This is a genomic window from Flavisphingomonas formosensis, from assembly GCF_009755815.1.
In the GTDB taxonomy this organism is placed as follows: Bacteria; Pseudomonadota; Alphaproteobacteria; order Sphingomonadales; family Sphingomonadaceae; genus Flavisphingomonas; species Flavisphingomonas formosensis.
The window spans coordinates 299,983-324,013 of record NZ_WRPK01000004.1; the positions used below are offsets into that span (position 1 = coordinate 299,983).

The following is a 24,031-nucleotide window of genomic DNA, read 5'->3' on the forward strand; positions in this document are numbered from 1 at the left end:
GGCGCGGTGAGGCCGCACGGGACGGAGCGGCGTAGCCAGCTGGTCTCGATCCAGTGCCTGCGCGGCGTCGCTGCGCTGCTCGTGCTTTTCCACCATGTCCGCATTCCCACGAACTGGCTGTTCGATCCGCTCGAGCCGTTTCGCTTCGGGACGGGTGGCGTCGACCTGTTCTTCGTAGTCAGCGGTTTCATCATGATCATCGCCGCACGCGAGGAGAGCGTGGGCGGCTTCGTCGTCCGCCGGGTGGTGCGTATCGTTCCGCTCTATTGGCTGGCGACCTTCGCATATATCGCCGTCCTGATGCTGCTGCGGCCGTGGGCGGATGCTCCGCTCAGCACGGGCACGGTGGTGCGGTCATTGCTGTTCATTCCCTATTATCGCCAGGATTTCGCGGTTCCGACGCCAATCCTCGTGCCGGGCTGGACGCTCAATTTCGAGATGGCCTTCTATGCCGTCTTCGCGGTGGGGCTGGCGTGTCGCCGGCCGCTTCTGGTGGCCGGCGCGATTCTGGTCATCCTGATCGGCGTCGGCGTGCTGCTGCACGACAAGGGTCCGATGGCGGCGGTCTGGACCAGTCCGCTGCTGAGCCGCTTCCTGGGCGGCATGCTCCTTGGCCAGCTGCATCTGTCGGTTGGACTGCGGCGCTTCGGCTTACTGTTGCCGATCGGGGCGGTCGGCCTGCTGGTCTGCGCCATGCCGCTGGCGGCCCGGATCGATCATCTCGCGCTGTTGCGAGGCCTCTCGGCGATCGCGGTCGTGGCCGGGGCGGTGGCGCTGGAGGACCGGTTCGCCGCCCATGTGCCGCAACTCCCGAAGCAGCTCGGCGATGCGAGCTACTCGCTCTATCTGTCGCACTGGCCGGTGCTCGCCGCACTCCATGCCGCGCACGGCCTCCTGCCGGCTTATGGCTGGTGTCAGTTCCTCCTGTGGATGGTTATCGGGCTCTCGGTCCCGATCGTCGCGGGGCTGCTCGTCCACAGATGGGTCGAGGCGCCCATGACGCAACTGTTCCGCCGCCTCGTGGTCCAGCCGCTGCGCGCGGGAAACAAGCTCACCGGTCAGCGCACATAGCTCGCCCCGTTGATGTCGATCACCGCACCGGTCATCGACGGCGGCGCGTCCAGCGCGAGGAACTTGACCGTTTCGGCGACTTCCTCGGGCATGGCGACGCGGCCGAGCGGAATGTCCGCAAGCAGCCCGTCGCCGCCGCGGCTCGCCAGATAGTCCTCGGCCATACCGGTCAGGGTGAAGCCGGGGCAGACGGCGAAGGCATAGATGCCCTCGGCGGCATAGCCGCGTGCGATCGTCTTCGTCATGCCGATCATGCCGGCCTTCGAGGCGGCATAATGCCAGTGCAGAGGGCTGTCCCCGCGATAGGCGGCGCGGCTGGCGACGTTGACGATGCGGCCGCCGCCCAGGCTCCGGAAATGGAGCACCGCGAGACGGCTCAGTTGGGCGGAGGCGGTGAGATTGATCTGCATCGTGCGCGCCCAGGCGTGCGACCAGCTCTCCTCCGGCTGCTCGATCGGCGCCGCCTCGAAGATGCCGGCATTGTTCACCAGCACGTCGATGCGTCCGTCGAGCCGGTCCAGCGCTGCGTTCCACAGGGTGCCCGGTGCGGAGGGATCGGAAAGATCGGCGGCGATCGTGCCGGAATCGCCCGGGCGGCTGGCATGGCCGACGATTCGGACGTCTTCGGTCCGCAACCGCGCGGCGATCGCCTCGCCGATGCCCCGGCTGGTGCCGGTGGCGAGAATGTGAAGGGTCATGGCATCAGGCCTTCCGGAGATCGAGTGTCATGAAAACGCTGTTGGGATCGGGCGCATAATCCCCAAACGGAGCGCATTCGACGAAGCCGTGGCGAGCATATAGGCGCCGGGCGGGCAGGAAATAATCCCAGGAGCCGGTCTCCAGGCTGAGCCGGGCGAGGCCGTCCGAACGGGCGGCGGCGATGATGTGGGCGAGCATCGCGCTGCCTGCGCCGCGGCCGCGAAATGGCTCGGCTATGTGCATCGATTTTACCTCACCATGGCGGTCCGGAAGCCGCCTGAGCGCGCCTAGGCCGAGCAGTTCCTCCTCCTGCCAGAGCGCCCAGAAACGGATATCGGGCGCCTGGAGTCCGCTCAGATCGAGCGCATGCGCGCTGCCCGCGGCGGTCTGTGCGCGGGCTCTGGCGAGGTGGGTGGAGAGCAGCGCGATGATACGCGGATCGCCGAAATCGCCGGGCAGGATGTGCATGAGGGCGCTTCTACGCCCGGTTTGGGGCCCACGGGAAGAGATCGCCGGATTCTTCGCCCGGTTGACCGCGCCGCCCTTGCTGCCTAACGCGCCGGCACATTTGTGACGGGGACATGACGATGCGCGCTTTCATCTTTCCGGGGCAGGGCAGCCAGTCTGTCGGCATGGGCAAGGCGCTGTCCGACGCGAGCGCGACGGCCCGAGAAGTTTTCCAGGAAGTCGACGACGCCCTGAACCAGCATCTCTTTCGCCTGATGAGCGAAGGGTCGGAAAGCGATCTGACGCTGACCGAGAATGCCCAGCCGGCGATCATGGCCAATGCCATTGCCACTCTCCGCGTGCTGGAGAAGGAAGGCGGCGTGCGGCTGGCCGACAAGGCCGAATTCGTCGCTGGCCACAGCCTCGGCGAATATTCCGCGCTCTGCGCGGCCGAGGCGATCGATCTTTCGACGACGGCACGCCTGCTGAAGCTGCGCGGCCAGGCGATGCAGGCGGCGGTGCCGGTGGGCGAGGGGGCCATGGCGGCACTGCTCGGCCTCGATTTCGACGCCGCGCGCGAGGTGGCCGAGGAAGCCGCGCAAGGCGAGGTCTGCGCTGCGGCGAACGACAATGCGCCGGGGCAGGTGGTCGTATCCGGTCACAAGGCCGCCATCGAGCGCGCGGTCGAGATCGCCAAGGGCAAGGGCGCCAAGCGCGCCATGCTGCTGCCCGTGTCCGCCCCGTTCCACTGTGCGCTGATGCAGCCGGCCGCCGATGCGATGGCCGAGGCGCTGGCCAAGGCCAATCTGCGGGCGCCGCTCGTCCCGGTCTATGCCAACGTCACGGCCGCCGCCGTCGCCGATCCCGACATGATTCGCGCGCTGCTGGTCCAGCAGGTGACCGGCACGGTGCGCTGGCGCGAGAGCATCCTCGCCATGGCCGAGGCTGGCGTTTCCCATTTCGTCGAATTCGGCGGCAAGGTCGTCGGGCCGATGGTCAAGCGCATCGCGCCGGACGCCACGCCGACCAGCATCGTCTCGATGGCGGACATCGAAGCATTGGCCGCGGCGCTGTAATTCTCCAGACTGTCATTACATGCCGTCATTCCTGCCGGTGCGGGCATGACGTTCGGGAAAAAGGCGAGGACAATAATGTTCGATCTGACTGGCATGACCGCGCTCGTGACCGGCGCATCCGGGGGAATTGGCTCGGCGATCGCGAAGGCGCTCGCCGCCCAGGGCGCGCGCCTGGCGATCTCGGGCTCCAATCAGACGAAGCTGGACGCATTCCGGGAAGAGCTCGGCGGCGATCATGCCGCGCTGATCTGCGACCTGTCCGATCCGGCGGCGGTGGACGGCCTCGTCCCGCGTGCCGTGGAGGCGCTGGGCGGTAAGCTCGACATTCTCGTCAACAATGCGGGCATCACCCGCGACAATCTCGCGATGCGAATGAAGGACGACGAGTGGAATCAGGTGATCCAGGTGAATCTGGAAGCCGCGTTCCGGTTGATCCGCGCTTCCGCCAAGCCGATGATGAAGGCGCGCTTCGGCCGCGTCATCTCGATCACGTCGGTGGTCGGCGTCACCGGAAACCCGGGGCAGGCCAATTATGCCGCGTCCAAGGCAGGCCTGATCGGCATGTCGAAGGCGCTTGCGCAGGAACTGGCCAGCCGCAACATCACGGTAAACTGCGTCGCGCCGGGCTTCATCCGCTCGGCGATGACCGACGCGCTGAACGAGCAGCAGAAGGCTGCCATTTTGGCCAAGATCCCTGCGGGCGATCTCGGCAGCGGGGAGGATATCGGCGCAGCCGTCGCCTATCTCGCCAGCCGCGAGGCCGGTTACGTCACCGGCCAGACGCTGCACGTGAACGGCGGAATGGCGATGATCTGAACGGGGGCTGTCGCGCCCCTCTTGCAAGCAAATGCCCTCACCGCTAGGGCGCAAACACATATACCGGAGGAAGGTGACCACATGAGCGAGACCGCCGAGCGCGTGAAGAAGATCGTCGTCGAGCATCTCGGCGTCGAAGCGGACAAGGTGACCGAGGACGCGAGCTTCATCGACGATCTGGGTGCCGACAGCCTCGACATCGTCGAGCTGGTGATGGCGTTCGAGGAGGAATTCGGGGTGGAGATCCCGGATGACGCCGCCGAGAAGATCAGCACCGTCAAGGATGCGATCACCTATATCGACAGCCACAAGGGCTGAGCGGGACAGATCAACCGGCCGCCACAGAGGCGGCCCGGCCTTGATCGAGCCGAATAGCGCAAACGGCTCCCCGACAAGGCCGGGGGGCCGTTTTCCTTTTTAGATCATCATTACGGAGAGAAGCCATGCGCCGTGTGGTCGTAACCGGACTGGGGCTCGTAACCCCGCTGGGCGCGGACGTCGAAACCGCGTGGGCAAACATCATCGCCTCGAAATCGGGCGCGGGCACGATCACGCGATTCGATGCGACCGACTATGCCTGCCGGATCGCCTGCGAGGTGAAGCCGGCCGATCACGCCTATGGCTTCGATCCCGGCAAACGCGTCGATCACAAGGTGCAGCGCCAGGTCGATCCGTTCATCATCTACGGCATCGATGCGGCCGGCCAGGCGATCGAGGATGCCGGCCTGACCGACATGAGCGAGGAAGAGCGGTACCGCGCGGGCTGTTCGATCGGCTCGGGCATTGGCGGCCTGCCGGGCATCGCGAGCGAATCGATCGTGCTCCACGAAAAAGGGCCGCGCCGCGTTTCGCCGCACTTCGTGCACGGCCGGCTGATCAACCTGATCTCGGGCCAGGTCTCGATCAAATATGGCTTGATGGGGCCGAATCACGCGGTGGTCACGGCCTGCTCGACCGGCGCCCATTCGATCGGCGATGCCGCGCGGATGATCGCAATGGACGATGCCGACGTGATGCTGGCGGGCGGCGCGGAAGGCGCGATCTGCCCGCTGGGTATTGCCGGCTTCGCCCAGGCGCGTGCGCTGTCCACCAGCTTCAACGACACGCCGGAAAAGGCGAGCCGCCCCTATGACAAGGATCGCGACGGCTTCGTGATGGGCGAGGGCGCGGGCGTCGTCGTGCTCGAGGAATATGAGCGGGCCAAGGCGCGCGGCGCGAAGATCTACGCCGAGGTGGTGGGCTATGGCCTCTCCGGCGATGCCTATCACGTAACGGCGCCGCATCCGGAAGGATCGGGCGCTTATCGCTCGATGGAGATGGCGCTGCGCAAGTCGGGCCTCTCGCCCGCCGATATCGACTATATCAATGCGCATGGAACCTCGACCCCGCTGGGCGACGAGTTGGAGCTGGGCGCGGTTCGCCGCCTGTTCGGGAGTGCGATGGACACGGTCTCGATGTCCTCGACCAAGTCGGCGATCGGGCACCTGCTCGGCGGTGCGGGCGCGGTGGAGAGCATCTTCTGCATCCTGGCGCTGCGCGATCAGATCGTGCCGCCGACGCTCAACCTCGACAATCCGAGCGACAATTGCGTGGGCGTCGATCTCGTCCCGCATGTCGCGAAAAAGCGGCAGGTGAAGGCGGTGCTCAACAACAGCTTCGGTTTCGGCGGCACCAACGCCAGCCTGGTGATGAAGGCGATCTGATCGGGCCATGGCGAAGCGTGGGAAGTCCGGCGTCCTGCGCTTCGTCGCGGTAGCGCTCCTCCTCCTGCTGATCGCCGGAGGGCTCGTGCTGCATGGCTGGTACGGTGCCGGGCCGGCGGCGAAACCGCTGACGGTGCAGGTGGCGGAGGGCTCCAGCCTGGCCGGCGCGGCGCGCGCGCTGGAGCGGGCGGGCGCGATCCGGTCCGCGCGCGCTTTCCTGCGCGATGCGAAGCTCTTCGGATCGAAAGAGCCGATCCATGCCGGCGAATATGAAATCGCGCCGGGCACCAGCGCGGCGGACGTCCTTCTGCTGCTGCAATCCGGCAAGACGCTGCAGCGGCTCGTGACCATTCCCGAAGGCATGCCATCGATCCTCGTGCACGAGAAGCTGCTGGCGACGCCGCTGCTCACCGGCGGCGTGCAGACGCCCGCGGAGGGAACCGTGCTGCCGGACAGCTATGCCTATGTGCGTGGCGAGAGCCGGGCGGCCGTACTTGCGCGGATGCAGGCGGCAATGGCGAAGGAGCTCGCCCGATTATGGGCGGGACGCAAGCCGACGACAGTCGTGACCTCGCCGCAGCAGGCCGTGATCCTGGCGTCGGTGGTCGAGAAGGAGACCGGGGTGCCCGGCGAGCGGCCGATGGTGGCCGCGGTCTTCTCCAATCGCCTGCGCCAGCACATGCCGCTCCAGGCGGATCCGACGGTCATCTATCCGGTCACCAAGGGCAAACCGCTCGGCCGGCGGATCCTCAAGTCCGAGCTGGAAGCGGACAATGGATATAACACCTATGTCCGTGCCGGGCTTCCCATCGGCCCGATCGCGAATCCCGGCCGGGCTTCGATCGCGGCGGTGCTGAACCCCGCAAACAGCCGCGCCCTCTACTTCGTGGCGGACGGCAAGGGCGGCCATGTCTTTGCCGACACGCTGGCCCAGCATGACGCCAATGTGAAGCGCTGGTATGCGATTCGCCACGCCCGCGGAGAAATGTGAGTCGCCGATTATTCGTCCGTCAGGCCGAAAACGGGTTCAACGTGGCGCAATCGCGACGACCCGGCGGCGGATACGCCGTCAGCCGCGGGATTTCATGAAGGCGACCAGCGCGTCGAAGCCCTTGCGCTGGATGAAGGCATCGAAATCGGCGGTCTGGGTGAGCGCCAGGTTGATGCCGCCAACGGTCAGGTTGGTCACCTTGTAACCGGCGGGCGTCTTGGCCACCGTCCATACCGCCGTGATCGGCTGGGCGCCGGGCTTGGTGACCTGGCTCAACACTGCCGCGCCGTCACCGCTCTGCTGGGCGCGCACCACCTTGAGGTTGGCGTCGGCATATTCGAACAGGCGGTCGGCATAGGTATTGATGATGAAGGTCGGCATTGCCGCCTTGTACGCCTGATATTGCGCGGGCGTGATCGTCGGGCGCCAGCGGCGGATCAGCCGGTCTCCGATCTGATCGACGGCGAAATGCTGCGACAGGAGCTGGCGGAATTGCGCCTTGGCCGCCGTGTGGTTGGACGAGCGAAGTGCCGCGAAGCCATCCTTGGCAAGGCTGTCGATGAATGGACCAGGCTGGCTGTTGTCGACCGCAGCGGCCGCCGGGGCGACGAGCACGGGGGCGGCGAGGCTGGCAAGCGGAAGCAGCGCGGCAATCAGCGTACGGTGCAAGCGCATGATATAAAATCTCCGGATATCATTATTTTAGGTCGCCGGATCATCCGGATGCCTCCCGCCGCGCAGTAGAGCCGAACGGATGAACCGACGTTGAATTCTTTACTCCGCCGGGCTGGCCTCCGTGACGGGCTCGGCTTCCTTCTTGTGACGGGCGGCGATTACGGCCGCATCGCCTGCGGTTACCGCTGCCAACAGCGCGTTACCGATCAGCTTGCCGGCATTCTGACGCGCCGCCTCCTTGGTGAGGCCGAGTTCGGCGAGCTTGCCGACACCGGCTTCCCTGGCTGCGGAAGCGGCGTCCTTGGCGGCTGCGTTGAGCCGACCTCCGATCGGGCCCAGCATACGCGTCTCCGCGCTCGTGCGCGGCAGCAGTGCGCCGATCAGCGCACCTAGGGCCAGCGCGCCGACGACGGCGCCGCCGGGATTGTCGCCGATCGCTTCCATCGCGGATTCGCCCGCATCCGACAGGGATGCCTTGGCGTTTTCGACGGTCGCGCCGACCTTGTCGCGTGCGCTGCCAAGCTTTTCGCCGGCGTAGCTGCTGGCCCGATCCGCGGCTTGTTTCACCGGATTGCTCATTGCGTCGAATCCTCCTCAGTATCCGATAAACCCGCCATCTCCCGGCGGGTTGCGTGGCGCTTCAAGATTCCGCTCTTGAGCATGTCCCAAAGCGGTCCGCGTGCTACCGCCACCATTGCTATCCCGGCGATCGCGATCGCGAGACCGGGGCGCTTCATCGCGATGCGGGCGGCATCGTCGGTGACGTCATCGATAAGCCCGCGCGCTTCCTTCCAGGCTTCCGCGGCGAGATGGCCCGGTGAAAAGCGCTGTTGCAGCTCGCCCAGCGTGTCCACCAAGCGCTCTCTCGCCGCGAGCGCGTCGGCCCGAGCAATGTCGACCGGTTTGTCGCTCATCAGGATTTCCCCCTGCCAAGCGCTTCCTGGATGATGGAGCCGATCCGGCGAATGCCGAACCAGACCAGCAGACCGGCAATCGCAAGCCCGCCGAAGCCGACCACGAAGCACGCCGCGATCCGCCCGATCAGTTCGCCCAGCGCGATGGAAAGGCCGACGAACAGCGAAGTGACGGACGCCGCGACGATCAGCAGCGCGACGATCAGTGCCGCCACCGCGAGCTGCGCTCGCAACAGGCGTGCGACCAGCATCTCGCGATAGACGCGCAGCTCAGCGCGAACGAGCTGTTCGGTATCCTCGATGAGGCGTGAGAACAGCCCTCCTAACGTCGAGCGGTCAAGCTCGTCCCCCGGCTGGCGCAAAGGCTCAGGCCTTGCCGTCTTCGTCAGCGCCGGCCTTTACCAGCCGGGACACCACGAAGCCGACCGCAATAGCGGCCCCGATCGCGACGGCAGGGCTCTTCTTCACGAAGCTCCGCGCGTCCTCGATCAGATCTTCCACCTCCTTGGTACGGAGCGAAGCGGCGATGCTGGCAACGGCCTCGGAAGCTTTGCGTGCATAATCGCCATATTGCTCGCCGAGCTTGGAATCGATCGCACCGGCAGCATCGTCGATCAGGCTGGTGGCGCCGTCGAGGGTGGAGACCGCTTTCTCCTTGCCCTGACTTGCGAGCTCACGGGCCTTGCCGCTCGCCTGTTTCTTGATATCCGCAGCTTCCTTGCCGACCTCGTCGCCGATGCTCTTCAGTGCGGCGCGGGCGCGTGTCTTCATCGCGCTCTTCGCTCCGCCGAGCTTCGCCGATGCGGCCTTGCCTTCGCTCGGGGAGAGCGTTTCGGCGCCGTCCTGGGTAATCCCGGCGTCGGTATCGAGGATCGCGTCGGTGCCTTCAGGCAGGGGTTGCTTGCTACGGGCCATCATGATTCTCCAGGCTTGCGGGGCTCGTTCCAGACCAACAACAGAGCGGCCTTGATACTGTTCCATTTCATGGACAGGCGATGATTGCCTATCGTCGGCTGCCCGGATAGAGCGCGCTCACGCCATCGTCCAGCAGGGAAGGAACGTAGCCGAAATGACCGCGATCGTCGACATCCACGCGCGCCAGATCATCGACAGCCGTGGCAATCCGACCGTTGAGGTGGATGTCACACTGGACGATGGATCGTTCGGCCGCGCTGCCGTTCCGTCGGGTGCGTCCACCGGTGCGCACGAGGCCGTCGAGAAGCGCGATGGAGACAAGGCCAAGTGGCTCGGCAAGGGTGTGGGCCAGGCCGTAGCTGCCGTGAACGGTGAGATTGCGGACGCGATCATCGGCATGGATGCGGAGGATCAGGGGCTGATCGACGCACGCATGATCGAGCTCGACGGCACCGCCAACAAGGGCCGGGTCGGCGCCAACGCGATTCTCGGCGTCAGCCTCGCGACCGCCAAGGCAGCGGCCGACGCGCGTGGCCTGCCGCTCTATCGCTATGTCGGCGGCGTATCGGCGCATGTCCTGCCCGTGCCGATGATGAACATCGTCAATGGCGGCGCCCATGCGGATAATCCGATCGACTTCCAGGAATTCATGATCATGCCGGTCGGTGCGTCGAGCCTGTCCGAGGCGGTGCGTGCGGGGTCCGAGATCTTCCACACGCTGAAGAAGGCGTTGCACGACAAGGGCCTGGCGACCGCGGTAGGCGACGAGGGCGGCTTCGCGCCGAACCTCGCCAGCGCGCCGGACGCGCTCGACTTCATCATGCAGTCGATCGAGAAGGCGGGCTACAAGCCGGGCGACGACGTCGTGCTGGCGCTGGACTGCGCCGCGACCGAGTTCTTCAAGGACGGCGCCTATCATCTCGAAGGCGAGGGCCGGGTGCTCTCGCCCGACGAGATGGCCGCCTATCTCGCCGATCTCTGCGCCAAATATCCGATCAAATCGATCGAGGACGGCATGAGCGAGGACGATTTCGCCGGCTGGAAGGCGCTGACCGACAAGATCGGCGACAAGGTCCAGCTCGTCGGCGACGATCTGTTCGTTACCAACCCGGCTCGACTGCGCGACGGCATCGCCCAAGGGCTCGCCAACTCGCTTCTCGTCAAGGTGAACCAGATCGGTACTCTCAGCGAGACGTTGGAAGCGGTGAGCACCGCCCAGCGCGCCGGCTACACCGCCGTGATGTCGCATCGCTCGGGCGAGACCGAGGATGCGACCATCGCAGACCTTGCCGTTGCCACCAACTGCGGCCAGATCAAGACGGGCAGCCTCGCGCGCTCGGACCGGCTTGCCAAGTACAACCAGCTGATCCGCATCGAGGAAGAGCTCGGCCCCGTGGCCCGCTATGCCGGCCGCTCGATCTTCCGTGGCTGAACTTGCGCCCGGCCTTCGGGCCGGGCCTCACCCGCGCGCCGGGAACATTGCCTATCGTTAACGAACAGCTGGCGCTGCCAGCTTAAATGTAGCTAAATATGTGGATTGCACACCTTTCGTCGCAATTCTCCTCTCAAAGGGCTTGCGTCGTGGAATCATTGATGATTCTGTGTGGCAGTGACCCGTTCTCGATCCGCTCTCTCCCTCATTCGCGCTGCCGCACCGGCGGCGCTGGCCGTGCTGGTGATCGTCAACTTTGCCGGTTACGCCTTGTTCGGTGCCAACGGGTTGCTGGCGTGGAGCGATTATCGCCATCGTCTGACCGAACGGAGCCAGGAGCTCGAGACGCTGAAGGCTGAGCAGGCGGTGCTGGCACATCGCGTCGCGCTGCTCGATCCGCGCAAGGTGGATCCGGATTATGCCGACGAACTGGTGCGCCGCGAGACTGGCCAGGTGCGCCCTGACGAAGTGATCCTGCAGATCCGCTAATTTTCCTGTTTTTAAGCGGTGCCGGGCGGGTTGCGCAGGGTGCGCGGCGCGTCCTATATGCCCTGCCGTTCACCCCTCCCCAGGGAACAGGAGCCAGAATTTTGGCAAGATCGACTACTCCTCGACGCGCACCTGCCAAGAAACAGGCTGCGCCAACCGCAGCGTCAAATCGCGAACGCCCAGACGAACCAGATCGGTACAAAGCCGACAAGGAGGAGATGCTCGAATTCTATCGCCAGATGCTTTTAATCCGTCGGTTTGAGGAAAAGGCGGGCCAGCTTTACGGTCTCGGGCTCATCGGTGGTTTCTGCCATCTGTATATCGGCCAGGAAGCGGTCGCCGTCGGCCTGCAATCCGCGCTCGAGGTCGGCAAGGACAGTGTCATCACCGGCTATCGCGATCATGGCCATATGCTCGCCTACGGCATCGATCCGAAGGTGATCATGGCCGAGCTGACCGGGCGGGCGGCCGGCATTTCGCGCGGCAAGGGCGGTTCGATGCACATGTTCTCGGTCGATCACGGCTTCTATGGCGGCCACGGTATCGTCGGCGCGCAGGTCAGCCTCGGTACCGGCCTTGCCTTCAAGCATAAATATGCCGGGGATGGCGGTGTCTGCGTCACCTATTTCGGCGACGGCGCGGCCAATCAGGGCCAGGTCTACGAAAGCTTCAACATGGCCGAACTGTGGAAGCTGCCGGTCATCTTCGTGATCGAGAACAATCAATATGCGATGGGGACCTCGGTGAACCGCGCATCGGCCGAGGATCAGCTCTATCGCCGTGGCGAGAGCTTCCGGATCCCGGGCCTGCAGGTCGACGGCATGGACGTGCTCGCGGTGCGCGGCGCCGCCGAGGAAGCGGTCGCCTGGGTGCGGGCCGGCAAGGGCCCGATCCTGCTGGAGCTCAAGACCTACCGCTATCGCGGCCATTCCATGTCGGATCCGGCGAAATATCGCTCGCGCGACGAGGTGCAGGCGGTTCGCGAGAAATCCGATCCGATCGATCATCTCGCCAAGGAACTCGAGGCGCTCGGCGTCAAGGAAGACGATCTCAAGGCGCTCGACAAGCAGGTGCGTGCGATCGTCGCCGAAGCGGCCGATTTTGCCGAGCAGGCGCCGGAGCCCGAGGCGGGCGAGCTCTATACCGACGTTCTGGTGGGTGATTATTGATGGCTGTCGAACTCAAGATGCCGGCCCTCTCGCCGACGATGGAAGAGGGCACGCTCGCCAAATGGCTGGTGAAGGAAGGCGACACGGTCAAATCCGGTGACATCCTCGCCGAGATCGAGACCGACAAGGCGACGATGGAATTCGAGGCCGTGGACGAGGGCACGATCAGCAAGATCGTGGTTCCCGAAGGCACGGACGGCGTGAAGGTCGGCGAAGTGATCGCCCTGATCGCCGGTGAGGACGAGCCGGCGGAAGCGCCGGTGGGCGATGCGAAGCCTGCTGCCGAGCAAAAGCCGGCCGCGCCCGAGGCCAAGCCGGAAAAGGCGCCGCCCGCGCCGGAGGGCGGCGGTGAGCCCGCTCCGCATCAGATGGAAACCGCGGCGCGCGAACTCGTCGCCTCGGCGAGCCGCAGTCCGGAGGAGCCAGAGGTGCCTGCGGGCACCGAGCTGGTGAAGCAGACCGTGCGCGAAGCGCTGCGCGATGCGATGGCCGAGGAAATGCGCGCGGACGACACTGTCTTCGTGATGGGCGAGGAAGTCGCGCAATATCAGGGGGCTTATAAGGTCACCCAAGGCCTGCTCGACGAATTTGGCGACAAACGGGTGATCGATACGCCGATCACCGAATATGGCTTCGCCGGCATCGGCACGGGCGCGGCGATGGGAGGCCTCAAGCCGATCGTCGAGTTCATGACCTTCAACTTCGCGATGCAGGCGATTGACCACATCGTGAATTCGGCGGCCAAGACCAACTATATGTCCGGCGGCCAGATGCGTTGCCCGGTCGTGTTCCGCGGACCCAATGGCGCCGCCGCGCGGGTCGGCGCGCAGCACAGTCAGAATTACGGGCCATGGTATGCCGCGGTTCCCGGTCTCATCGTGGTAGCACCTTATTCGGCGGCGGACGCGAAGGGCCTGTTGAAGGCGGCGATCCGTTCGCCCGATCCGGTCGTCTTCCTCGAGAATGAGCTGCTCTACGGGCAGAGCTTCGAAGTACCGAAGCTCGACGATTATGTGCTGCCGATCGGCAAGGCACGCATCGCGCGCGAGGGCGGCGACGTCACGCTGGTTAGCTATTCGATCGGTGTCGGCGTGGCGCTCGATGCCGCGGCGAAGCTTGCCGAGGAGGGCATCGAGGCGGAGGTGATTGACCTGCGCACATTGCGCCCGCTCGACAAGGCGACCGTACTGGAGAGCCTCAAGAAGACCAACCGCATGGTGGTCGTCGAGGAAGGCTGGCCGGTCTGCTCGATTGCGTCCGAGATCATGGCGACCGCCATGGAGGACGGCTTCGACGATCTGGACGCGCCGGTGCTGCGCGTGACCAACGAGGACGTGCCGCTGCCTTATGCCGCCAATCTGGAGAAGGCGGCGCTGATCAAGGCCGAGGACGTCGTCGCTGCGGCAAAGAAGGTCAGCTACCGCTAAGAGCCGTTTGTAAATGCGCCGAAGGCGCATTTACAAATAGACGCTAAGCGCTCGGGCAGCGGCGGCCGGACAGGCCCGTCGCTGCTCGCCCGCCGCGAAGCCGGTGTGGATCAGGAACTGGTGAAGCTGTTGCAGCTTTTGACGCTGCCGGAGCCGGCGTACAAAGTCTGATCGGTACGCTGGCGGACGTTGAACGCCGCCACATAGTTGAGCGTGCGCGTGCCCAGCAGCGGCGTCGCCAGCGGCACGAGCGGCTGATAGTCGTAAACGACTTCGACGAACATCACGGCAGTTCCGCTCAATGCCGCGATCTGGCGGCCGCTCGGGCCCATCGCGGTCGGCGTGCTGGTCGTTCCGTTGGTGGGGATCGACGTGGCCTGGCTGGAAGGAGCGGTCTTTTCCGTACCGTTTGTGATGATCGTGCCGGTGCTGGTCTTGGGAACGCCGTAGCTGGAGGTTACGTTCTTGACCCCGACGCAGCGCTGCCAGCGGATCCACTGCTTGCCGCCATCCGTCGAATAGGTGGAGGTGGGTTCGAGGTCGGAAAGGATGACCCGGCCCTTGTTGCCGAAATCGATGCCGTTGCCGACCAGAATCGCGCCCTGCATCACTTCGTTTATGTCGTCTTCGGTGATCTGCTGTCGGACGCGGCTGGCATTGTCGGCCACGGTCATCGCGATCTGGCTGCAGCGCAGATTGGCGATGGCAAAGTGGACCACCTCGATGCCCATGAGACCCAGGGTAAGCAGCACCGGCGCGGTAATCGCGAATTCGATGAGCGCGAGGCCGGACTGGTCCCGACGCAGCCGCCGCAGGCGTTCGATCACAGCTTGCATTGGACGACTGCCTGCGAGCCATAAGGCTGGTTGCGCATCACCGTATTGGCGGTGACGGTTTCCATGCTGTCCCAGCCCATCAGGCGATCCACGGGAACGATGGCCGGGAAATCGACCTTCACCGAATAATAGACGATGTCGTCCGAGCCGCCGAGGCCGGTCGTGCCGGCGCTTGAAGCATTGTCATATTTGCCGTTGTTGTTGGCATCATAATAGCATTCGTGTCCGGCATCGTACACGCCATTGTGATAGGGACTCTTGGTGTCCGTGGTTTCCTGCCATTTCTCGCCGACGCCGACGCCGGAAAATTGCGAATAGCTGCGCTTGGTGATCGTGATCGTGGCGTTGCTCGCATAAGCCTGGATCTGGCCGCGGACATAGGTGTCGATCTGATCCGACGTCTGCCCGCCGACCGTGGCCAGGCGCGCGGCCCGATGAACCGTACCTTCGACGCCCGCGCCGATATAGGATCGATAACCGAAATCGAACATCACCAGCAGGATCATGCACAGCGGCAGGGCGACCAGGGCGAACTCGATCACGGTCACGCCTTCGTCATCCGCGCCGATGCGCTTCAGTCGGCCGAGCCGTGTCACTGCGTCAGCCTCAGGGCGCCGATATTCTTGCCGATCTGCACGAACTTGTCGTTGAGATCCGACGAGTTGGAGGCGGTGAACACCTGATTGCTGTTGCTCGCGCAACTCGACAGATCGGCATCGGGCGTCTGGGCAAAGGCGAGCACCCAGACTGAGACGCCCTTGGCCTTCACCGTGCTGCAGACCAGCTTGAAGCGCTGGCGGTGGCGATTGCCCTGATCGGTTTCATTCGAGCTGCTGCCGCCGGGTGTGACCCTCGCATCGTACTTCTCGATGCCGTAGGTGGTGTAGAGCTTGTCGTAGCCGGTATCGAGCAGGCCGTCGGTCATGAAGATGATGAAGCGAGACACCGGCATGTTGTTGTAGGTGTTCGGATTGTCGGCCTTGAAGATGCCGTCCGGCGAGATGAAAGTTCCTCCCCAGATGATGCCATTGTCGTGGTAGGTGCCGCCATTGGGCGACAGCGTGTTGAGATAGGTCGAAAGGTCGGCGCGCGCCCATTCCTTGAGCCGCACCGCTTCCGCCGGGCAGGCCCACTGCGGCTTGTTCGCTTCGCCGCCATATTGATAGGCATTGGTCGGAAGATATTCTACTTCTGGCCAGAACGGCTTCCATTTGGTGGTATTGTCTGTTGTCGGCACCTTATCGATATCAAGATCATAGGCCGCCGCCGGTATATTTGCGGTAGAGGAGGTTAGCGTATTGGTCGTCTGCCTTTCTTCGATGCAGCCAGCCCAGGTGGCAGATTTTGCCGGACCTCCGATAATCGGGGCCAGAGGAACCGACTTGCCGGCGACATAGTCGGCAATGTTGATCGTCTGGGGACCATATTTGAAATAATAGCATGTGCCGCCGCTGTAGAGGCCGCCATTATTGTTACAGGTGCTGCTGGATGTGGTGGTGCTCGTGCCGTTCGGCATGCGGGATTGATATTGGTAGCTCGTAGTCTGGATGAAGCTGGAATTGAAGTCCCGGAGGATTTTTCCGACATTGACGCTGCTCGAGTAGGGCACGATGCTATAACGCAGCCGCAGGCCGACGCTGTCGAGTTGATCCTGGACCGGTTTCAGCGTGTCAAAGAGCGCTAGCACCGCCTTGCGAAGTGCAACGATCTTTGTGTCTGTGTCGGTATAGACGGCCTTGTCGGCCATCGATCCGGTCGTATCGAGTACCAGCACGATATCGGTATTGACAAAATCCTGGCGTGACGAGCAGGTCGCGGAGATCGGCAGCGTCTTGTATCCGGCGATCTGCATGATCGTCGTCGGGATGGTTGTGTTGGCCGATACGCGCACCGTTGTCGCGTCACTGGGATCGGTGCTGACGACGGGCGTGAAGCCCTTGGTTCCGAACGCGCCGGTTCCATCGACCCCGGCGGTGCCGGTGTTGAAGTTGAAATTGAAGAATTTGTTTGCCTCGGCGATGTCGCCGCTGTCCAACGCTCCGCTGCCCATCAGGCGGCGCCCGGCCAGAGCGGCCGCATCGCAGGCGAGCTGCAGGCGTGCCTGGGCCATGTAGGTGCGGGCGAGATCGACGCCCGAGCCGATCAGGAGCATCAGCGGGATGAGCGCCGCCGCGACGATCGCCAGCGTGTTGCCCCTGCGATCATGCAGTAAACGGATCAAAAACGGCTGCCGTCCTTCCCCGGCTCCACCCTTGTTCCTGTCGTTCATGTCCGCCAATGTCTTCCAGCTTTTCCACATCCGACCGGTTAATGAGACAAAAAGGTATAAATTCCGCTGAAACGTCAGGGTTAATTTCCGATTGCGCACGGTCGGCCGCGGAAATGCGCGAAGAAGGAGGCGAATGATTTCTTTACCATCGGTGACGGACCCGGAGCGCAGGCTCTCCCTAGCCTATGCTCCGGCGGCGGCGCGGGCCTCGCTGGCGACCTTGTGGGCGCTGGACGAGCGCTTCGCGACGGTGCTCGCGTCCACGACCGAGTCGGGCATTGGCGCCATCCGCCTCGCCTGGTGGCGGGAGGCTCTGCAGAGGCTCGACGCGGGGGTGGTACCGCCCGAGCCGCTCCTGCAGGCGATCGGCCAGCATCTGGTGCCGGCCGGCGTGTCGGGACAGCTCCTGTCCGGCCTCGAGGATGGCTGGCTGCCGCTGCTCGGCGAGCTGGATGCGCGCGGGCTCAGCGATCATGGCCGCGAGCGGGGCGGTCGCCTGTTCCGGATCGCGGCGTCGTTGCTGGGCGTCGAAGCCAGCGAGGACCTTGTCCGCGAAGGAGAGGCCTGGGCGTTGACCGATCTGGCCTTCCACCTCAGTGATCGCGCGGCTGCCGAGCGTGCGCTGGTTCTGGCACGCGCGCGGTGGGATGCGGCGCCGCCCTATCGCTGGCCGCGCCCGCTGCGATCGATCGGGATACTCGCCTCGCTCGGGCGCGCCGACGCGGTGTCCGGTTTCGATCAGCCGCGCACGCAGGGATCGCCCGGCCGCGTGCTGCGTGCGCTCTGGCACGGGCTGACAGGGCGCTGAGGCTGTTTTACTCTGCCGGTCAGGGGTTGAGGGGGCATAGCATGAGGTGGATCGTTTCGGGCATTGGCGGGGTTCTGCTGCTGGTCGCGCTCGGCATCGTCGTCTGGCGCACCTCGGCCGTTGCGGAGGGGCCGGTGCCGCCGCCGCCAGCCGGCGTTGCCGTCGCCTCTCCGGTTGCGCCCGTTCCCGTCGCGGACCCGCCGCAAGCGGAGGAGAAGACGCGCGAGGAGAAGCGCTTTGCCCGCTACGACAAGGACAAGAACGGCCAGGTCGGCCGCGAAGAATATCTGGCGGCGCGGCGCAAGGCCTTTGCCAAGCTCGATACCAATGGCGACGGCAAGCTGGATTTCGAGGAATATGCGGTGAAGACTACGAAGAAGTTCGCGGATGCCGATGCCGACCGATCGGGCGCGCTCACTCCGGCGGAGTTCGCGAAGACCCGCGTCGTGCGCAAGGCGAGCGCGCGCTGCGCCTGTCCGCCGCCGGCCACCGGGAAGAACGAGGAGGAATAGGCCCCGCGGCCGATCGTCAGGCTGCCCAGGCGGCGAGATCGGCGCGCGCGCGTGCCGCCATCAACGCCTTGCGGTCGGCCTTGCGCGATTTGCCTTCGAGCGGTGGGAACAGCCCGAAATTGACGTTCATCGGTTGATAGCTGTCGGCGTCGGCGCCGCCGGTAATATGGCCCAGCAGGGCACCCAGCGCTGTGGTCTGCGGCGGCGCGGCGAGGGTGCTGCCGGCAATCTCGGCGGCGGCGAAGCGTCCCGCCAGCAGTCCGACGGCGGCTGATTCCACATAGCCCTCGCAGCCGGTGATCTGGCCTGCGAAGCGGACGTGCGGCGCGGTCTTCAGCCGCAGCGTGGGATCGAGCAACCGGGGCGACTGGATGAAGGTGTTGCGGTGCAGACCGCCCAGCCGCGCGAACTCCGCCTTCTCCAGCCCGGGTATGGTGCGGAACAGGCGCACCTGCTCGGCATGTTTCAGCTTGGTCTGGAAGCCGACCATGTTCCACAGCGTGCCGAGCGCATTGTCCTGGCGCAGCTGGACCACCGCCCATGGCCAACGTCCGGTGCGTGGATCATCGAGGCCTACCGGCTTCATCGGCCCGTAGCGCAGCGTGTCGAGCCCGCGCTCGGCCATGACCTCGATCGGCATGCAGCCTTCGAAATAGGGCGTGTCGCGCTCCCACTCCTTGAACTCGGTCTTCTCGCCGGCCAAGAGCGCGGCGTGGAAGGCGAGATACTGCTCCTTGGTCATCGGGCAGTTGATATAGTCCTTGTCGCCCTTGTCCCAGCGCGAGGCCATCCAGCAGATGTCCATGTCGATCGAGTCGCGATGGACGATCGGAGCGATCGCGTCGAAGAAGGCGAGCGCATCCTCGCCCGTGGCACCGGCGATCGATGCCGCCAGCCCGCCGGCGGTGAGAGGGCCCGTCGCGACGATCACCGGGCCATGCTCGGCCGGCGGCAGCGCGTCGATCCGCTCGCGCACCACCTCGATCAGCGGATGCACCTCGATTGCCGCGGTGACGGCGTCGGCAAACCCCTCCCGATCGACGGCCAGCGCCGATCCGGCCGGAACACGATGCGCATCGGCGCAGCGCAGGATGAGCGAACCCAGTGCGCGCATCTCGGCATGGAGCACACCGACCGCGTTGCGTTCGGCATCGTCGGACCGGAAGCTGTTGGAGCAAACGAGCTCGGCGAGCCGGTCGGTCTGGTGCGCGGGTGTCTCCTCGACGCCGCGCATTTCGGAAAGGCGCACGCGCACGCCCGCTTCGGCGAGCTGCCAGGCGGCCTCGGATCCGGCGAGGCCGCCGCCGATGATGTGGATATGCTTCATCGCGCGGCGGATAGCGGATCGCTCCGCCGCTGGAAATGCTTTAGGATCGCGGCATGGCGTTGCGCATCTTCACCATCGGCTATGAGGGCACGACGCAGGACGGGCTGATCGCGGCGCTGCAGGCGGCCGGAGTCGAGCGGCTGATCGACGTGCGGGCGGTACCCTTGTCGCGCAAGCCAGGCTTTTCCAAGAATGTCCTCGCTGCCGGCTTGCGTGCCGCCGGGATCGATTATGTGCATTTGAAGGCGCTCGGCACGCCTCCGGAAGGGCGCGAGGCGGCGCGCAAGGGCGATCGCGGCGGGCTGGAAACTTCTTATGCCGGCCAACTCGCTTTGCCCGAGGCCATGGTGCAGGCCGAGCAGATGCTCGATATGGCCCGCGACAAGCCTTCCGCGTTGCTCTGCTTCGAGCGGGATCCGCATCGCTGCCACCGCAGCCTGCTGCTCGATGCGGTGGCGAACGGCGCTGAGGTCGTCGATCTTTTTCCCTGATCGCGAGTGCGGGATAGGGGCAACGCTCATCCACGAGCTGAGCAGACACAGGAGCAGGACGTGATCGATCATATCGGCTTTCCGGTCAGCGACTTCGAGATTTCCTACGCTTTCTATCTCGCGGCGCTGGCGCCGATCGGGGTCGAGCCGCTGATCACTGTCACGCCCGAGCAGAGCGGCAGCGGCACGCATGTCGGCTTCGGCGCGGGCGGCCATCCCTTTTTCTGGATCGGGAGCGACGGCGCACCCGCGGGTGCCACGCACGTCGCCTTCACCGTGGAGAGCCGTGCTCTCGTCGATGCTTTCCACAAGGCCGCGCTGGCCGCTGGCGGGCGGGACAATGGCGCGCCCGGCATCCGCCCGCATTATCACGCCAATTATTACGGCGCCTTCGTGCTGGATCCGGACGGCAACAATATCGAGGCGGTCTGCCATCGGCCGGCGTGAACGGGAGAGAAGACGCTGAAGAGGCGTTGCTCCTGCGCGGGGCACGCACCCGTGGAGACACTATTGCGGAATTTATCGTCATCGCGACCTTGGGCGGGATGACGGGCGTGCTTCATGCTCTCTGTTGGGAATGGTCCCGAAAGAGAGAAATAGGACTCCCCGGCCCGTGCGTTTATTCCGCCGTGTGAAGCCGTGTCGCGATGACGGCACTCATCGGCAGCGGCGCGTAGAGGTGGGGGAAGAGGGCACCGCCCCGTGAGACTTCCCAGCGCACGGCCTCGCCCAATGGCGCGAGTGCGATTTCGGCGAGGACGAGGCCTGACTGGCCGGCGAAATGCCTGGCCAGCGTCTCCGCGAGCTGCTCATCAGTGGACAGGTGGATATAGCCGTCGGCGAGGTCCACCGGCGCCCCCCTGAACACGCCGGCGGCCTCGAAATCCGCCCATTGCTCGGCAGTCAGTATCTTCCACGCGGCCGCGGGATGGGCGCTCACTCCTCGCTCTCGCTGCCGTCGGCCAAGTCGTCGCCGATCTCGGCGCCTTCTTCGGGCGCGATCTCGGGGCTGGTCTTCTCAGCCTCGGAGCGGACATCCGCTTCGGCCTCCTCCTCGCTCTCCTCGATCCGCGCGGCGGAGACGACATGCTCGTCATCGGCGACGCGGAAGATGGTGACGCCCTGCGTGTTGCGGCCGGCGACGCGGATGTCGCCCACCGTGGTACGGATCATCTTTGCCTGATCGGTGACCAGCATCAGCTCCTCGCCATTATGCGCGGGGAAGCTGGAGACGACCGGGCCGTTGCGTTCGGAGGACACGATATTGGTGATGCCCTGGCCGCCGCGGCCGGTCCGGCGATATTCGTAGGCCGAGGTGCGCTTGCCATAGCCGTTGGCGGTGACGGTGAGGATGAACTCCTCCGCCGCCTCGAACTCGGCCATGCGCTCGGCGCTCAGCGTCACCTCGCGATCGCCATCCTTCCAGGGCGCGGCGCGCAGATAGGCGTCGCGTTCCTCGGTGGTGGCGTCGAAGCCGCCGAGGATGGAGAGCGAGATCACCTCGTCGCCGTCGCGCAGGCTGATGCCGCGCACACCGGTCGAGGTCCGGCTCTGGAATTCGCGCACCGCGGTCGCCTCGAAGCGGATCGCCTTGCCCTCGCGGGTGGCGAGCAGCACATCGTCCTCCTCGGTCAGCAAGGCGACTCCGATCAGCCGGTCCGTCGCATCCTCGTCGAAGCGCATCGCGAACTTGCCGTTGGACGGGATGTTGGCGAAGGCGTCCATGCTGTTGCGGCGCACGCTGCCGTGCGCGGTCGCGAAGATGACATGGAGCTTGCTCCACTCCCGCTCGTCCTCCGGCAGCGGCAGCACGGTCGAGATGGTCTCGCCCTCGGCCAGCGGCAGCAGATTGACCATCGGCCGCCCACGCGCCTGCGGCGCACCCTCGGGCAGCTTCCATACCTTCATGCGGTACACTTTGCCGTGGGTGGAGAAGAACAGCACCGGCGTGTGCGTCGACGTGACGAACAGCTTGGTGATCGCATCCTCGTCCTTGGTCGCCATGCCCGAGCGGCCCTTGCCGCCGCGCTTCTGCGCGCGGAAGGCGTCGAGCGGGGTGCGCTTGATATAGCCGCCGAGGGTGACGGTGACGACCATCTCCTCACGCTCGATCAGATCCTCGTCGTCGATGTCGTCGCCGGCGGGCGCGATCTGCGTGCGGCGCGGCGTGGCGAACTCGGTCGTGATCAGGTCGAACTCGTCGCGCATCACCCCGTAGAGCACGGCGCGGTTCGACAGTATCTCCAGGAGCCCGGCGATCGAGGCCGCCAGCTCGCGCAGCTCGCCGCCGATCTCGTCGCGGCCCAGGGCGGTCAGGCGATGCAGGCGAAGGTCGAGGATGGCGCGAACCTGGGTGTCGCTGAGCCGGTAGACGTCGCTGGCCTCGATCTGCTCGACCGCCTCGACCAGCGCGATATAGGGCGCGATCTCCGCGATCGGCCATTCCCGTGCAAGCAGCGCCGCGCGCGCTTCGGCGGGGCTCGCCGAGCCACGGATGATCCGCACCACCTCGTCGAGATTGGTCACCGCGATGACGAGGCCGAGCAGGATATGTGCCCGGTCGCGCGCCTTGTTCAGCTCGAACTTGGAACGGCGGGTGATCACCTCCTCGCGGAACTTCACGAAGGCTTCGATGATGTCCCGCAGGTTCAGCGTCTCGGGGCGGCCGCTGCGTATGGCGAGAATATTGGCCGGGAAGCTGGTCTGCGCCGGCGTGTGCCGCCAGAGCTGGTTCAGCACCACGTCCGGCGTCGCATCGCGCTTCAGGTCGATGACGATCCGCACGCCCTCGCGGTTGGATTCGTCACGAATGTCGCTGATGCCCTCGACCCGCTTGTCCTTCGCGGCTTCGGCGATCTTCTCGACCAAGCCGTTCTTGCCGGTCTGATAGGGGATCTCGGTCAGCACGATCGAGCGGCGGTCGCCACGGCCTTCCTCGATCTTGTGGCGCGAGCGCATGATGATCGAGCCGCGGCCGGTGTGATAGGCCGACCGGATGCCGCCCTGGCCGAGGATCAGCGCGCCGGTCGGGAAGTCCGGTCCGGGGATGATCTCCATCAGCTCTTCGATGCCGATGCCGGGATTGTCGATGAACGCCTTGCAGGCGGCGATCACCTCGCCGAGATTGTGCGGCGGGATGTTGGTCGCCATGCCGACCGCGATGCCGCCCGCGCCGTTGACCAGCAGGTTGGGGAAGCGCGCCGGCAGCACCTGCGGCTCCTCGCGCGAGCCGTCATAGTTGGGCGTGAAGTCGACGGTATCCTTGTCGAGATCGTCGAGCAGGCTCATCGCCACCTTGGCGAGCCGCGCCTCGGTGTACCGCATCGAGGCGGGCGGATCCGGGTCCATCGAGCCGAAATTGCCCTGGCCGTCGACCAGCGGCACGCGCATCGCCCAATCCTGGGCGAGGCGGGCGAGCGCGTCGTAGATCGAGCTGTCGCCGTGCGGGTGGTAATTGCCCATCACGTCGCCGACGATCTTGGCGCATTTGCGATAGGGCCGGCCGGGGACGAAGCCGCCCTCCTGGCTGGCGAAGAGGATACGGCGATGCACCGGCTTCAGCCCGTCGCGCACGTCCGGCAGCGCGCGGCTGACGATCACCGACATCGCATAGTCGAGATAGGAGGACTTCATCTCCTCGACGATGGAGACGGGGGAAATATCGCTGGGATCGATGGTCGGCGGAGTGCTGGCCAAGAGGGATTTCCGTGATTTGTGTGATGATGCAGGGCGCCGCTCAGGCGTATCCGAACGTCCCTAGACGATCCGCAGGGCCAGCGCCACCCCTCGTGCACACGCGCGTACGCGTGCGCGCGCGAGCGCACGGTCGATTGTGGCCTTTGTGGCCTTCGCCTCGCACGTGGCTCTCGGCTCGCAGGCTGCGTCTTTTTTCGTCGTCATCCCGGACTTGATTGGGGACCCATTGACCTCGGTGTGGATCAAGCGCGACGCTGCGGCGAATGGA

General features: G+C 65.3%; 27 protein-coding genes. 14 read left to right on the forward strand and 13 right to left on the reverse strand.

Annotated features, from left to right (window positions below):
• Positions 1–6: 6 nt before the first annotated feature.
• On the forward strand, positions 7–1,071 hold the full coding sequence (locus GQY20_RS13465) for an acyltransferase family protein (protein WP_157217606.1): 1,065 nt from the start codon (positions 7–9) through the stop codon (positions 1,069–1,071).
• Here GQY20_RS13465 and GQY20_RS13470 read toward each other — a convergent pair.
• The gene (locus tag GQY20_RS13470; RefSeq protein ID WP_157217607.1) at positions 1,059–1,769 is read right to left on the reverse strand and encodes an SDR family NAD(P)-dependent oxidoreductase; all 711 of its coding nucleotides are present in this window, start codon (positions 1,767–1,769) and stop codon (positions 1,059–1,061) included. The two genes, GQY20_RS13465 and GQY20_RS13470, sit on opposite strands and share 13 nt — an antisense overlap.
• A 4-nt stretch (positions 1,770–1,773) precedes the next feature.
• Positions 1,774–2,238, reverse strand: coding sequence for a GNAT family N-acetyltransferase (locus GQY20_RS13475; RefSeq protein WP_157217610.1), 465 nt, complete (start codon positions 2,236–2,238; stop codon positions 1,774–1,776).
• A gap of 119 nt (positions 2,239–2,357) precedes the next feature.
• On the opposite strand from GQY20_RS13475, the gene fabD reads away from it, so the two are divergent.
• The 5 genes from fabD (at position 2,358) to mltG (ending at position 6,803) form a co-directional block, all read left to right on the forward strand.
• On the forward strand, positions 2,358–3,293 hold the full coding sequence (gene fabD, locus GQY20_RS13480; RefSeq protein WP_157217611.1) for an ACP S-malonyltransferase: 936 nt from the start codon (positions 2,358–2,360) through the stop codon (positions 3,291–3,293).
• A 75-nt stretch (positions 3,294–3,368) separates the two neighbouring features.
• On the forward strand, positions 3,369–4,109 hold the full coding sequence (fabG, locus tag GQY20_RS13485; protein ID WP_157217613.1) for a 3-oxoacyl-[acyl-carrier-protein] reductase: 741 nt from the start codon (positions 3,369–3,371) through the stop codon (positions 4,107–4,109).
• Positions 4,110–4,190: 81 nt separating this feature from the next.
• Positions 4,191–4,427, forward strand: coding sequence for an acyl carrier protein (locus GQY20_RS13490; RefSeq protein WP_157217614.1), 237 nt, complete (start codon positions 4,191–4,193; stop codon positions 4,425–4,427).
• 125 nt (positions 4,428–4,552) lie between these two features.
• Positions 4,553–5,812, forward strand: coding sequence for a beta-ketoacyl-ACP synthase II (gene fabF, locus GQY20_RS13495; protein ID WP_157217616.1), 1,260 nt, complete (start codon positions 4,553–4,555; stop codon positions 5,810–5,812).
• Positions 5,813–5,819: 7 nt separating this feature from the next.
• Entirely contained in the window at positions 5,820–6,803 is a 984-nt protein-coding gene (gene mltG / locus GQY20_RS13500; protein ID WP_157217618.1) for an endolytic transglycosylase MltG, read from the forward strand.
• A 78-nt stretch (positions 6,804–6,881) separates the two neighbouring features.
• Here the strand turns inward: mltG and GQY20_RS13505 are convergent, their stop codons facing one another.
• From GQY20_RS13505 to GQY20_RS13525, 5 genes are all read right to left on the reverse strand, one after another.
• Positions 6,882–7,478, reverse strand: coding sequence for an MlaC/ttg2D family ABC transporter substrate-binding protein (locus tag GQY20_RS13505; RefSeq protein ID WP_157217619.1), 597 nt, complete (start codon positions 7,476–7,478; stop codon positions 6,882–6,884).
• 99 nt (positions 7,479–7,577) lie between these two features.
• Positions 7,578–8,057, reverse strand: a complete 480-nt coding sequence (locus GQY20_RS13510) for a hypothetical protein (RefSeq protein ID WP_157217621.1) — start codon at positions 8,055–8,057, stop codon at positions 7,578–7,580.
• Positions 8,054–8,392 carry a DUF3618 domain-containing protein gene (locus GQY20_RS13515; RefSeq protein ID WP_157217623.1) on the reverse strand — a complete coding sequence of 113 codons (339 nt, stop codon included), beginning with the start codon at positions 8,390–8,392 and terminating at the stop codon, positions 8,054–8,056. The genes GQY20_RS13510 and GQY20_RS13515 overlap by 4 nt, the downstream gene beginning before the upstream one ends.
• Positions 8,392–8,754 carry a phage holin family protein gene (locus GQY20_RS13520; protein ID WP_157217625.1) on the reverse strand — a complete coding sequence of 121 codons (363 nt, stop codon included), beginning with the start codon at positions 8,752–8,754 and terminating at the stop codon, positions 8,392–8,394. The genes GQY20_RS13515 and GQY20_RS13520 overlap by 1 nt, the downstream gene beginning before the upstream one ends.
• Positions 8,755–8,758: 4 nt before the next feature.
• Entirely contained in the window at positions 8,759–9,307 is a 549-nt protein-coding gene (locus GQY20_RS13525) for a hypothetical protein (protein ID WP_198350951.1), read from the reverse strand.
• Positions 9,308–9,461: 154 nt separating this feature from the next.
• Here GQY20_RS13525 and eno point away from each other — a divergent pair, with 154 nt between their 5' ends.
• The 4 genes from eno (at position 9,462) to GQY20_RS13545 (ending at position 13,824) form a co-directional block, all read left to right on the forward strand.
• On the forward strand, positions 9,462–10,739 hold the full coding sequence (gene eno / locus GQY20_RS13530) for a phosphopyruvate hydratase (RefSeq protein ID WP_157217628.1): 1,278 nt from the start codon (positions 9,462–9,464) through the stop codon (positions 10,737–10,739).
• 177 nt (positions 10,740–10,916) lie between these two features.
• Positions 10,917–11,228, forward strand: coding sequence for an FtsB family cell division protein (locus GQY20_RS13535; protein ID WP_157217854.1), 312 nt, complete (start codon positions 10,917–10,919; stop codon positions 11,226–11,228).
• Positions 11,229–11,329: 101 nt separating this feature from the next.
• On the forward strand, positions 11,330–12,397 hold the full coding sequence (gene pdhA, locus GQY20_RS13540; RefSeq protein ID WP_157217630.1) for a pyruvate dehydrogenase (acetyl-transferring) E1 component subunit alpha: 1,068 nt from the start codon (positions 11,330–11,332) through the stop codon (positions 12,395–12,397).
• On the forward strand, positions 12,397–13,824 hold the full coding sequence (locus GQY20_RS13545) for a pyruvate dehydrogenase complex E1 component subunit beta (protein WP_157217632.1): 1,428 nt from the start codon (positions 12,397–12,399) through the stop codon (positions 13,822–13,824). The genes pdhA and GQY20_RS13545 overlap by 1 nt, the downstream gene beginning before the upstream one ends.
• Before the next feature lie 110 nt (positions 13,825–13,934).
• Here the strand turns inward: GQY20_RS13545 and GQY20_RS13550 are convergent, their stop codons facing one another.
• Genes GQY20_RS13550 through GQY20_RS13560 form a run of 3 tightly spaced genes read right to left on the reverse strand, consistent with a single transcriptional unit; the run spans position 13,935 to position 17,028 of the window.
• Positions 13,935–14,660: a TadE/TadG family type IV pilus assembly protein gene (locus GQY20_RS13550; protein ID WP_157217633.1), complete on the reverse strand. Its 726-nt coding sequence runs from the start codon at positions 14,658–14,660 to the stop codon at positions 13,935–13,937.
• Positions 14,648–15,256: a TadE/TadG family type IV pilus assembly protein gene (locus GQY20_RS13555; protein WP_232476037.1), complete on the reverse strand. Its 609-nt coding sequence runs from the start codon at positions 15,254–15,256 to the stop codon at positions 14,648–14,650. Before GQY20_RS13555 ends, GQY20_RS13550 begins: the two co-directional genes overlap by 13 nt.
• Positions 15,253–17,028 (reverse strand): TadE/TadG family type IV pilus assembly protein, encoded by a 1,776-nt coding sequence (locus GQY20_RS13560; protein WP_232476038.1) that lies wholly within the window; start codon positions 17,026–17,028, stop codon positions 15,253–15,255. The genes GQY20_RS13555 and GQY20_RS13560 overlap by 4 nt, the downstream gene beginning before the upstream one ends.
• A 34-nt stretch (positions 17,029–17,062) precedes the next feature.
• Between GQY20_RS13560 and GQY20_RS13565 the strand changes: the two genes are divergently transcribed.
• Together GQY20_RS13565 and GQY20_RS13570 are read left to right on the forward strand one after the other, a co-directional pair.
• Complete coding sequence (locus GQY20_RS13565; RefSeq protein WP_157217636.1) at positions 17,063–17,737, forward strand: hypothetical protein; 675 nt, start codon at positions 17,063–17,065, stop codon at positions 17,735–17,737.
• Between the two features lie 41 nt (positions 17,738–17,778).
• Entirely contained in the window at positions 17,779–18,249 is a 471-nt protein-coding gene (locus tag GQY20_RS13570; RefSeq protein ID WP_157217638.1) for an EF-hand domain-containing protein, read from the forward strand.
• Positions 18,250–18,265: 16 nt separating this feature from the next.
• Here GQY20_RS13570 and trmFO read toward each other — a convergent pair whose 3' ends face one another.
• The gene (gene trmFO, locus GQY20_RS13575) at positions 18,266–19,576 is read right to left on the reverse strand and encodes a methylenetetrahydrofolate--tRNA-(uracil(54)-C(5))-methyltransferase (FADH(2)-oxidizing) TrmFO (RefSeq protein WP_157217640.1); all 1,311 of its coding nucleotides are present in this window, start codon (positions 19,574–19,576) and stop codon (positions 18,266–18,268) included.
• A 59-nt stretch (positions 19,577–19,635) separates the two neighbouring features.
• Here trmFO and GQY20_RS13580 point away from each other — a divergent pair, with 59 nt between their 5' ends.
• Together GQY20_RS13580 and GQY20_RS13585 are read left to right on the forward strand one after the other, a co-directional pair.
• A complete protein-coding gene (locus tag GQY20_RS13580) occupies positions 19,636–20,067 on the forward strand; it encodes a DUF488 domain-containing protein (RefSeq protein ID WP_157217856.1) in 432 nt (143 codons plus the stop codon).
• A gap of 60 nt (positions 20,068–20,127) precedes the next feature.
• On the forward strand, positions 20,128–20,514 hold the full coding sequence (locus GQY20_RS13585; RefSeq protein ID WP_157217642.1) for a VOC family protein: 387 nt from the start codon (positions 20,128–20,130) through the stop codon (positions 20,512–20,514).
• A gap of 172 nt (positions 20,515–20,686) precedes the next feature.
• Here the strand turns inward: GQY20_RS13585 and GQY20_RS13590 are convergent, their stop codons facing one another.
• On the reverse strand, positions 20,687–21,007 hold the full coding sequence (locus GQY20_RS13590; protein WP_157217643.1) for a DUF952 domain-containing protein: 321 nt from the start codon (positions 21,005–21,007) through the stop codon (positions 20,687–20,689).
• The gene (gene gyrA, locus GQY20_RS13595; protein WP_157217645.1) at positions 21,004–23,763 is read right to left on the reverse strand and encodes a DNA gyrase subunit A; all 2,760 of its coding nucleotides are present in this window, start codon (positions 23,761–23,763) and stop codon (positions 21,004–21,006) included. The genes GQY20_RS13590 and gyrA overlap by 4 nt, the downstream gene beginning before the upstream one ends.
• Positions 23,764–24,031 lie beyond the last annotated feature (268 nt).

Excerpts from the sequence above, each read along its gene's own strand:
- GQY20_RS13470 (WP_157217607.1), bottom strand. The coding sequence starts at position 1,769 with ATGACCCTTCACATTCTCGCCACCGGCACCAGCCGGGGCATCGGCGAG.
- GQY20_RS13475 (WP_157217610.1), bottom strand. The coding sequence starts at position 2,238 with ATGCACATCCTGCCCGGCGATTTCGGCGATCCGCGTATCATCGCGCTG.
- fabD (WP_157217611.1), top strand. The coding sequence starts at position 2,358 with ATGCGCGCTTTCATCTTTCCGGGGCAGGGCAGCCAGTCTGTCGGCATG.
- fabG (WP_157217613.1), top strand. The coding sequence starts at position 3,369 with ATGTTCGATCTGACTGGCATGACCGCGCTCGTGACCGGCGCATCCGGG.
- GQY20_RS13490 (WP_157217614.1), top strand. The coding sequence starts at position 4,191 with ATGAGCGAGACCGCCGAGCGCGTGAAGAAGATCGTCGTCGAGCATCTC.
- fabF (WP_157217616.1), top strand. The coding sequence starts at position 4,553 with ATGCGCCGTGTGGTCGTAACCGGACTGGGGCTCGTAACCCCGCTGGGC.
- mltG (WP_157217618.1), top strand. The coding sequence starts at position 5,820 with ATGGCGAAGCGTGGGAAGTCCGGCGTCCTGCGCTTCGTCGCGGTAGCG.
- GQY20_RS13505 (WP_157217619.1), bottom strand. The coding sequence starts at position 7,478 with ATGCGCTTGCACCGTACGCTGATTGCCGCGCTGCTTCCGCTTGCCAGC.
- GQY20_RS13510 (WP_157217621.1), bottom strand. The coding sequence starts at position 8,057 with ATGAGCAATCCGGTGAAACAAGCCGCGGATCGGGCCAGCAGCTACGCC.
- GQY20_RS13515 (WP_157217623.1), bottom strand. The coding sequence starts at position 8,392 with ATGAGCGACAAACCGGTCGACATTGCTCGGGCCGACGCGCTCGCGGCG.
- GQY20_RS13525 (WP_198350951.1), bottom strand. The coding sequence starts at position 9,307 with ATGGCCCGTAGCAAGCAACCCCTGCCTGAAGGCACCGACGCGATCCTC.
- eno (WP_157217628.1), top strand. The coding sequence starts at position 9,462 with ATGACCGCGATCGTCGACATCCACGCGCGCCAGATCATCGACAGCCGT.
- GQY20_RS13545 (WP_157217632.1), top strand. The coding sequence starts at position 12,397 with ATGGCTGTCGAACTCAAGATGCCGGCCCTCTCGCCGACGATGGAAGAG.
- GQY20_RS13550 (WP_157217633.1), bottom strand. The coding sequence starts at position 14,660 with ATGCAAGCTGTGATCGAACGCCTGCGGCGGCTGCGTCGGGACCAGTCC.
- GQY20_RS13565 (WP_157217636.1), top strand. The coding sequence starts at position 17,063 with ATGATTTCTTTACCATCGGTGACGGACCCGGAGCGCAGGCTCTCCCTA.
- GQY20_RS13570 (WP_157217638.1), top strand. The coding sequence starts at position 17,779 with ATGAGGTGGATCGTTTCGGGCATTGGCGGGGTTCTGCTGCTGGTCGCG.
- trmFO (WP_157217640.1), bottom strand. The coding sequence starts at position 19,576 with ATGAAGCATATCCACATCATCGGCGGCGGCCTCGCCGGATCCGAGGCC.